Source organism: Sulfuricurvum sp., from assembly GCF_023250475.1.
Lineage (GTDB): Bacteria > Campylobacterota > Campylobacteria > Campylobacterales > Sulfurimonadaceae > Sulfuricurvum.
This window is the reverse complement of the sequence record NZ_JAHFAQ010000105.1, coordinates 1-7,624: the sequence shown is the minus strand read 5'-3', so window position 1 is coordinate 7,624 and position 7,624 is coordinate 1. Positions and strand designations below refer to the sequence as shown.

9 protein-coding genes and 1 pseudogene are annotated in these 7,624 nt (G+C 44.3%); 2 read left to right on the top strand and 8 right to left on the bottom strand.

The features are described from left to right. The 3 genes and pseudogenes from Q0C19_RS09490 to Q0C19_RS09480 form a co-directional block, all read right to left on the bottom strand. Positions 1–465 (bottom strand): annotated as a pseudogene (locus Q0C19_RS09490) (anthranilate phosphoribosyltransferase); the annotation flags it as partial. After that, positions 462–710: an RNA-binding S4 domain-containing protein gene (locus tag Q0C19_RS09485; protein WP_295055423.1), complete on the bottom strand. Its 249-nt coding sequence runs from the start codon at positions 708–710 to the stop codon at positions 462–464. The pseudogene Q0C19_RS09490 and the gene Q0C19_RS09485, both read right to left, overlap by 4 nt. 102 nt (positions 711–812) lie before the next feature. Continuing rightward, positions 813–2,552 carry a YgiQ family radical SAM protein gene (locus Q0C19_RS09480; protein ID WP_295055422.1) on the bottom strand — a complete coding sequence of 580 codons (1,740 nt, stop codon included), beginning with the start codon at positions 2,550–2,552 and terminating at the stop codon, positions 813–815. 59 nt (positions 2,553–2,611) lie between these two features. Here Q0C19_RS09480 and Q0C19_RS09475 point away from each other — a divergent pair, with 59 nt between their 5' ends. Next, positions 2,612–3,043, top strand: coding sequence for an iron-sulfur cluster assembly scaffold protein (locus tag Q0C19_RS09475; RefSeq protein WP_295055421.1), 432 nt, complete (start codon positions 2,612–2,614; stop codon positions 3,041–3,043). Further along, positions 3,040–3,873, top strand: coding sequence for an iron-binding protein (locus Q0C19_RS09470; protein ID WP_295055420.1), 834 nt, complete (start codon positions 3,040–3,042; stop codon positions 3,871–3,873). The genes Q0C19_RS09475 and Q0C19_RS09470 overlap by 4 nt, the downstream gene beginning before the upstream one ends. 100 nt (positions 3,874–3,973) lie before the next feature. Here Q0C19_RS09470 and Q0C19_RS09465 read toward each other — a convergent pair whose 3' ends face one another. From Q0C19_RS09465 to Q0C19_RS09445, 5 genes are all read right to left on the bottom strand, one after another. Further along, on the bottom strand, positions 3,974–4,228 hold the full coding sequence (locus tag Q0C19_RS09465; protein ID WP_295055417.1) for a hypothetical protein: 255 nt from the start codon (positions 4,226–4,228) through the stop codon (positions 3,974–3,976). 21 nt (positions 4,229–4,249) lie between these two features. Then, a complete protein-coding gene (locus Q0C19_RS09460) occupies positions 4,250–4,753 on the bottom strand; it encodes an HIT domain-containing protein (protein ID WP_295055415.1) in 504 nt (167 codons plus the stop codon). Continuing rightward, on the bottom strand, positions 4,753–6,195 hold the full coding sequence (gene murF / locus Q0C19_RS09455; protein ID WP_295055413.1) for a UDP-N-acetylmuramoyl-tripeptide--D-alanyl-D-alanine ligase: 1,443 nt from the start codon (positions 6,193–6,195) through the stop codon (positions 4,753–4,755). The genes Q0C19_RS09460 and murF overlap by 1 nt, the downstream gene beginning before the upstream one ends. 9 nt (positions 6,196–6,204) lie before the next feature. After that, positions 6,205–6,939: an alpha/beta hydrolase gene (locus tag Q0C19_RS09450; protein WP_295055411.1), complete on the bottom strand. Its 735-nt coding sequence runs from the start codon at positions 6,937–6,939 to the stop codon at positions 6,205–6,207. Positions 6,940–6,941: 2 nt separating this feature from the next. Next, the coding region (locus Q0C19_RS09445; RefSeq protein ID WP_295055408.1) for a D-alanine--D-alanine ligase at positions 6,942–7,624 on the bottom strand (683 nt) is incomplete at its 5' end.

Sequence of the window (7,624 nt, the reverse complement as noted above, 5' to 3'; positions counted from 1 at the left end):
ACGGCGTATCGGCATAATAAACTTCATCGCCGGATGATGATATTGCGCAAACAAGAAAGTGAATCCCGTCTCTTCAAGGAGCCTCGCGCTCTTGTCCAAACTTAGATCGAGTTTCACCCCTAAATGTTCCAAAACATCGGCACTCCCCGATTTAGAGGTTATAGAGCGGTTCCCATGCTTGGCGACATAAGCTCCGCACGCTGCGAGGAGGATAGAGACGGTGGAGCTGACATTGAAACTCCCGCTCTTATCCCCCCCCGTCCCTACGACATCAATCAGTTTGGATTTAAGCTCCGGCATAATATTCAAAGCTAGCGCATGGCGCTTCATGACCTCAGCCGCCGTCGCAATCATTGAAGCAGACGTTGAATCATTCAATGTAAGTGAGAGTAAAAACGCTCTCATCTGTTCATCAGACATTCTGTGTTCGAAAAGTGCTTCGAAATCTGATTGCGCAGGGCTCATACGAGTTCCTTGATATAAAGATGCTGCTGAGATTTCGGGGTTGATTTGATTGTCGGAATCGCCAGAACTTCGTATTTCATCTCTTTTTCAAGATAGACGATGGTGATAATATCTCCAACCACGACGTTTTTAGAGGGTTTTACCGCTTTGGCGTTGATGTAGACAACACCCTCGCCGATCATATCCTGAGCGACGGCACGACGTTTGGTCAGATTGACGGCATTTAAAAATTTATCGATTCGCAAATAAAAGTTCCATAATGTTAGTTTGAAGTGTTTATTGTAAGTTACCGAAGCTAAAAGAGAGGTAAGAGCGCAAAAATTGTTCCACTATTTTTACATTAGAATTTAACTTGCAAACCCGCTTTTAAAGCTCTCTTTTTGAACGACTATCTGTTTTTGCTTCTCTTTACGCGACGTATCTTTTTCAACAAATATTTTTTGTCGGGTTATAGGGTCCATCTCCGTGTAATACATTACGGCAGAGTAGGTTCCGGGGGTGGGGGTAAACACCTGAGCCTGCTCGGGATTCATTTTCAGCTCTTCACTGGTAAAACGTTTCAGATCGTGCATATCTTTCTCGGTACATCCCGGATGAGCGGCAATAAGATAATAGGTCAGGAACTGCTTTTTCCCCTCTTCACGGTTGAGCCGGTCATAAAGCTTTTTAAAATCAACGAGGGTTTGTTTGCCCGGTTTGTTCATCAAATGCAAAACATGATCAGAGGTGTGCTCGGGAGCGACCTTCATCTGTCCTGAAATATGATGTTTTACCATCTCTTTAAGGTACTCATACCCCTGGCGTTTGTCCTCGTTAATCAGATCGTAACGGACACCCGAAGCGACAAACGCTTTTTTAATGCCCCGTATTTCACGTAGAGAACGGAGAAGATTGATAACACGGGTATGATCGACCTTCATGGTTTTACACAGATGAGTATCATCGACACACCGCTGATAATCGCATGTACCGTGTTTGAGCTTTTTCGCACACTCATAGCCGTACATGTTAGCGGTCGGTCCTCCGACGTCGCTGATGATCCCTTTGAAATCTTTGTATTCGGTAAACTGTGTCGCCTCTTTTAAAATCGATGCCTCGCTTCGGGTGCGAATAGTACGCCCCTGATGAACACCGATGGCGCAGAAGTTGCACTCTCCCCAACACCCCTGATGGGTCATGATTGAAAACTTGATCGTCTCCAGACACTTCACGGCACCTTTGGGACGATGATAGGGGTGAAGTTCACGGGTAAAAGGGAGTGAGCTTACGGCATCCATCTCGTTTTCATCCAAATAATCAGCAGGAGGGTTCTGGATACTGTACCGCCCATCCACCTCTTGACATAAACCTTTTGCGGAGACAGGGTCGTTATGGTTATAAAACATATCAAAGAGATCGATATAGCGCTCTTTGTTTTCCAAACACTCAGCGTGTGATGGCAATGTCAAATACCCTTCTTTAGGCTCTTTTGCGATATAACACACCCCTCGAATATTATGAGGGGATTCACCGGAGGCTAACGCTTTAGGCAGAGCGATAATCGCCCCCTCACCCATTCCGTAGATCAGATAATCGGCTTTGGAGTCAAAAAGGATCGGTTTACGCAGTTTATTGCTCCAGTAATCATAGTGGGTAACACGGCGCAGACTCGCCTCTATTCCTCCTAAAACAATGGGCACCGTGTTTTTGAAATGTTTGCGAATCAGATTGGTATATACCAAGGTTGCTCGGTCGGGGCGGACATTATTGACACCGCCGGGGGTATAGTCGTCGCTGTTACGAAATTTTTTGGTCGCGGTATAGTTGGAAACCATCGAATCGACACTGCCGCCGCTTACCCCCCAAAAGAGTTTCGGTTCTCCTAAACGCATCACATCATCCGTCGTGATATCGGGTTGTCCGATGATTCCGACCCGATACCCTTCCCTCTCCAAAATCCGTCCCACAACCGCCACGCCGATAAACGGCGAATCGATGTAGGCATCGCCGCTGATGAGAATAACGTCACAGCGATCCCAACCGCGTGCTTCCATTTCAGCGCGAGTAGTGGGTAAATAACGGAGATGTTCAGGGGTAATTGTTTTCATAACGCGATTGTACGGTGAGGACTCTTACAAAGAGGTTCAACCTGCGTTATAATAATCGTATGGAAAATAATCTAAATCAAGAGATCATCGAGCATCTCATGCATCCCAAAAACTACGGTCCTCTCGAAAACCCTACGGGCGTGGGTGTCGGGCACAGTGAAGAGAGCGGGGAATTTGTCATTTTTTATCTCGATTCAAATAATGAGATACTCCAAAATGTTGGATACGCGACCAACGGATGTCACGATACCGTGGTACTGGGTTCGATGTTTACCGAAATGATCAAAGGCGAATCCCGTGAATATGCACGAGTCGCCGCCCTCAAACTTCGTGATAAAGTCGCTCTGGGGCCGGTGAAGCAACAAGCATGCGCACAAATGGTACTAACCGCTTTTGAAGCGGCCGGGATCAATGAAGCGCAAAGGGCAAAAGGGGTTGACGAAGAACTCCATGCGATTGAAATCGGCATTAAATGTGAGGTGGAAGAATGATCGACGGAGCACTTTTTAGAGCGAAACATCAACTGTGGCTGAGAATCGCGTTTATGTCGTTTTCACTCAATGATCCGTGGGCCAAAAGCCGTCTCTACGAATTTTCCCAAATCGAGTTTCGCCATCTCAAATGGTTGGCACAGTCACTTTATGAGAGCGACACTCCTTATGACTATGAACGGGATAGTCTCTTTGGGATTGAGAGTGAATCTTTTTTCACCCTTATTCGCACTACGATCACAGAGATAGAATCACTCCATCTTTTGTATGATGAGAGTCCACTCTGCGAGCGTATGACTCATGATGAACACTATATCCTATTTACGCTGCGCGCTTATCTGGAAAACCTTATACTCGATGAACCGCTCAGCGCCTTTAACCGTTCCCGCCATTGGCCGGATGCCCTTTTGAGCTTAGCCGAAATCGACGCGCTGACCCTCTTTTTGTTTGAAGAGCTTTACAAAGAATACGAACTCATTATGATCTACTTTTACCGTCAGATTCGTGCGACAACTGCGGCGCAAGCAACACATTTTCAAGATTTGATCGATGAATCCCACTTTCATTTGCGATCTTTCGGCGAGATGATGGCCAAGATGGGGATTTTAGCCCTTCCTCGTCCGCTTCATCCCCGTACCTATGAGATTACCGATATGGAGAAATTCCTCCAAGGAGGGATAGTCGAAGAGGAAAATGCCAAGGAAGAGTGCCGTAAACTCTCATCCTCCATCACCGATAAAAAACTCTCCGCTTTTTTTGAGTTTATCAATTATCAAGAGAGCTATCACATAGAAATTATGAAAAAATTATTAGGAGAAAAATATGATTGAACAAGGAAATATTTTTATATTGTTGGCAGTTGTAGCTGTTTTTGCGTTTGTTCTTACCCGTAAAAAGAGATAACGCTAGAGAAGAGATGGATCGTTGTTTCTACTTGAGCTTCAATTCATAAACATCTTTATCTTTGGTAATGCAAAAAATCTCAAATTGCATCAAATGATTTTTTTTGACCGCAACCTCCTCTGAGGGGAGAGAGAGGGCAAACTTCTCAATAGCATCGACAACCGCAGCACTGCGCGTTGTTATTTTAACCACTAAACCGCCTTTATAGCCGGAATAGGTATGAATATCGTGTATATCAAATTGCAATGCATACTGAATGATTTTTTTTCTATCTTCGTCCATACGTTCCTCCTTTAAAAATTTTTACTCTTTTACAGGGTCGAAATAATAGCTTTTCTCTTTTAAACGTCTATATATTATCTCAAAATCGGTTGAATACACCCGAGTTTGAGCAATTGAGGTGATAAAATTGGTATCCCGTTCCCATCTTGGGACCAAATGCAGATGGATATGCTCGGCAATCCCTGCTCCAGCGGTACGACCAAGGTTCATTCCAATATTGACGCCGTGCGCTCCGAAGCTCTCTTTGAGCAATCGTACGCCGCGTTGCGCCAAAGCGCTCATACGAAGCCATGTGTTCGCATCAAGCGCTTCTAGGGCATCCGTATGGTGATGGGGAATAATCATAAAATGGCCCGGGGTATACGGATAAAGATTCATAACGACAAAACAATCTTCATCCCGATAAAGAACATGATGCTCTTCATCTCTCTCACCGTTTTCGCTGATATGACAGAATACACACCCTTCACACTTCTCACCGCTGATATACTCGGTTCGCCAAGGGGCATATAAAATATTGTCCATCAGATAAAATTCGGTGCATCGTTCGCAAAGAGAATAATATCTCCGGCGCGCGTTACCTCTCCAAGAGTTTTAACCATTTGTGATTTATCCGTCAACATAATTTTCTGAGGGACATTCAGTTCTTTATCAAACTGCGCGGCATTCAATGCACCGGTAATGATAGCAATGTCAAATACGCTATTTATCGCACGAATCAACTCCGAGTTCAGTTCTTCCGTACTTTCGACGAGTCCGGGAGTGACAATCACTTTACGCCCGCCGTGGAGGGAACAAAGACGGATCCCCTCCAACATACCGTCGATATTTCCATTGTAACCGTCATCAAGGATAATTTTACCTCCCGCATCGATTCGTTCAAGTCGGTGTTCCACACTTTTGAGCTTTTCGACGGCTAAAACGATCTCATCCGAACTCATCCCCATTTCCGAGGCAATCAAAATCGCCGCGTTAATATTAATGGTCTGGAATCCGCCGAGAACAGAGGTATGAAAATGGCGATCTTCCCCGTTCACGTTCAAATCGAAATCAATCCCTTCCAAGGTTGCCGCAAGATTATGGATATCTTCTCCGAAAAAAGTCACTTTCTCATGCGGTACATCGGTAACCGATGTATGGATAAATGCTTTTTTAAGGCGTTTGGAATGGATGATTTCCAGTTTGGTACGCTGAATACGCTCTAACGTTTTAAAATATTCCAAATGCTGTGGCCCAACTTTGCCGACGACTACAATCTGAGGATTCAGCAGTTGTGCAATGGCGTAGATGTCTCCCACTTCGCGTGCCCCGGCTTCACAAATATAGACTTGCGTGTACGCTGGAAGCGATTCATTGACATCACGGATAATACCGCCGAGAGTATTGACGCTTCGCGGCGTAGCATAAACATTGTATTTTTGACTCAACACTTGCGCAATGAAATTTTTCATCGATGTTTTACCGTAGCTCCCGGTGACACAGACAATCGTCAAATCCTGCATGGAGGAAATTTTGTTTTTGGCTTGGCGCTTATAGAGCTGAAACAAAAACTTCTCGATTCCCCATGAACCGATGTACGTCAATAGAATCGGAAAAAATACACTGTATGTCGACCCTGCCCCTTTGAGCGTTAAGAGGATATCCACGAAAAGGGTGATCGAGAAAAGGAGGATTAAAAAACGTTTCACACGCCAAGTCAAAACCACTTTTTTATCGAGCTTGCGATGCCATAAAATAAGAGAAGGGAAAAGTGCAAAATAAAAATAGATCCAAAAATACTCAGCAATTGCATAATAGACGAAAAGCGGAACAATAAAATAGACATAATGCCACCACGTTTTGTGATGACGCAATACAACCCTCTCAATCCGATAATCGTACCATTGGAGATTGGTGATCAAATACCATCCCAACGTCATAACAAATAAAATATTTGTAAAAAATGCGGCTATTTCTGTCAATTCCATATTTTTTCCTTAGTGTTCTAAACTTTTTAAAACCATTGTTTCGATCTCTTTGGCAACCGAGGCGCCCTGCTCCAAAAAGAAATAGTGATCTCCGTCAAATTCAATCACTTTTGATTCAGGAATGAGTTCTGCTATTTTATATGCAGTCCACATCGGAGTGGCGGTATCCTGGGCTCCGAAGCACAGAAGGGCTCTCCCCTTGTATGCGCTGAACTTTTCGGTGAAATCTTCATTAACAACCTGTTTAAACGTCTCATACATCGGCTGACTTAGCCCCTGTGCATCCGGGGCAACGAAAAAACGACGCAATGTTGTAAGTCCGGTAAATTTAAGGAGCTTGAATAAAGCGATTTTAGCACGAATCTTGAGAGGTTTCGGGACGAGTATCCCCGCTGAACCCACCAAGACTAAAAACTCCGGACTTAACAGAGTTGCCACTTTGCCCCCGAAAGAGTGCCCTAAAATTATCATTTTATCCGCTTCGATCATTGAGATAAAAGACTCCAGAATCGTTGCGTAATCTTCGGTTGTCAGTGTCATATTACATGTGCTGTTGCCAAATCCGGGCATATCGATGTAGATATGGCGAAACTGCTTTAAATGGGCAGCGAACGCATGCTTCATCAAATTTTTATGAGATCCCCAGCCGTGCAGAAAAATAATATCGTAGTGGGCGCTCGGATTGATAATTTCGTAACTGATTGAAAACGTGTGCTGCTTGTATTGAACCGTTTTGACTGCCACGCTTATTTCCCTTTGGCTTGGGAAATAGAGTGAATATAATCGTAATTGACCCGAATCGCTTTTTTATCCGGCAATGCACCCAAAAGCTTTTGGATAGAAGCACTGAAATCTTCAAACAAATAATTTGCCATCGATCCCGGAATCGGATTGACCTCATTAAGATACACTTCGCCCTCAATCTCAAAGAAATCACAACGAATAAGCGCCCCTTCAAACAGAGGCAAATAGATTTTGGTAAATGCTTCGCGTAACTGAGATACCAACGCCTCACTCACGGCCGCATGCTCAACATTCCCTGATCGGGAAAAATCGAGATATTTTTTCTCAAAATCGAGGAATTCCGCTTTTTGAGGCTCTTCGACAATCGAATAGGTAATCTCGCCACGTGCTGAGAATCCTGCGAGATTGTACTCCTTGACTCCGGCCTTAAACGGCTCGATCAAAAGGACGTTATCAAATTCAAAAGCCACATCCAATGCATAATCGAGTTCTGATGCTTCACGGACGATACTCACTCCGATAGAACTCCCCAAACGGGCAGGTTTGACAATAAACGGATACTCCATGGAGACAACTCTTTTATCTTCTTTGCGGAGAATCTCATACGGCAGAGTTTTAACGCCCAAAGACTCGGCAAGCGATTTGGTGTAATGTTTATCGAAACTGAGCATGGACGCCTCTTTGC

What these genes read in the sequence shown, in the direction of transcription:
- Q0C19_RS09480 (WP_295055422.1), bottom strand. Translation starts at nt 2,552, where the DNA reads ATGAAAACAATTACCCCTGAACATCTCCGTTATTTACCCACTACTCGC.
- Q0C19_RS09475 (WP_295055421.1), top strand. Translation starts at nt 2,612, where the DNA reads ATGGAAAATAATCTAAATCAAGAGATCATCGAGCATCTCATGCATCCC.
- Q0C19_RS09470 (WP_295055420.1), top strand. Translation starts at nt 3,040, where the DNA reads ATGATCGACGGAGCACTTTTTAGAGCGAAACATCAACTGTGGCTGAGA.
- Q0C19_RS09465 (WP_295055417.1), bottom strand. Translation starts at nt 4,228, where the DNA reads ATGGACGAAGATAGAAAAAAAATCATTCAGTATGCATTGCAATTTGAT.
- Q0C19_RS09460 (WP_295055415.1), bottom strand. Translation starts at nt 4,753, where the DNA reads ATGGACAATATTTTATATGCCCCTTGGCGAACCGAGTATATCAGCGGT.
- murF (WP_295055413.1), bottom strand. Translation starts at nt 6,195, where the DNA reads ATGGAATTGACAGAAATAGCCGCATTTTTTACAAATATTTTATTTGTT.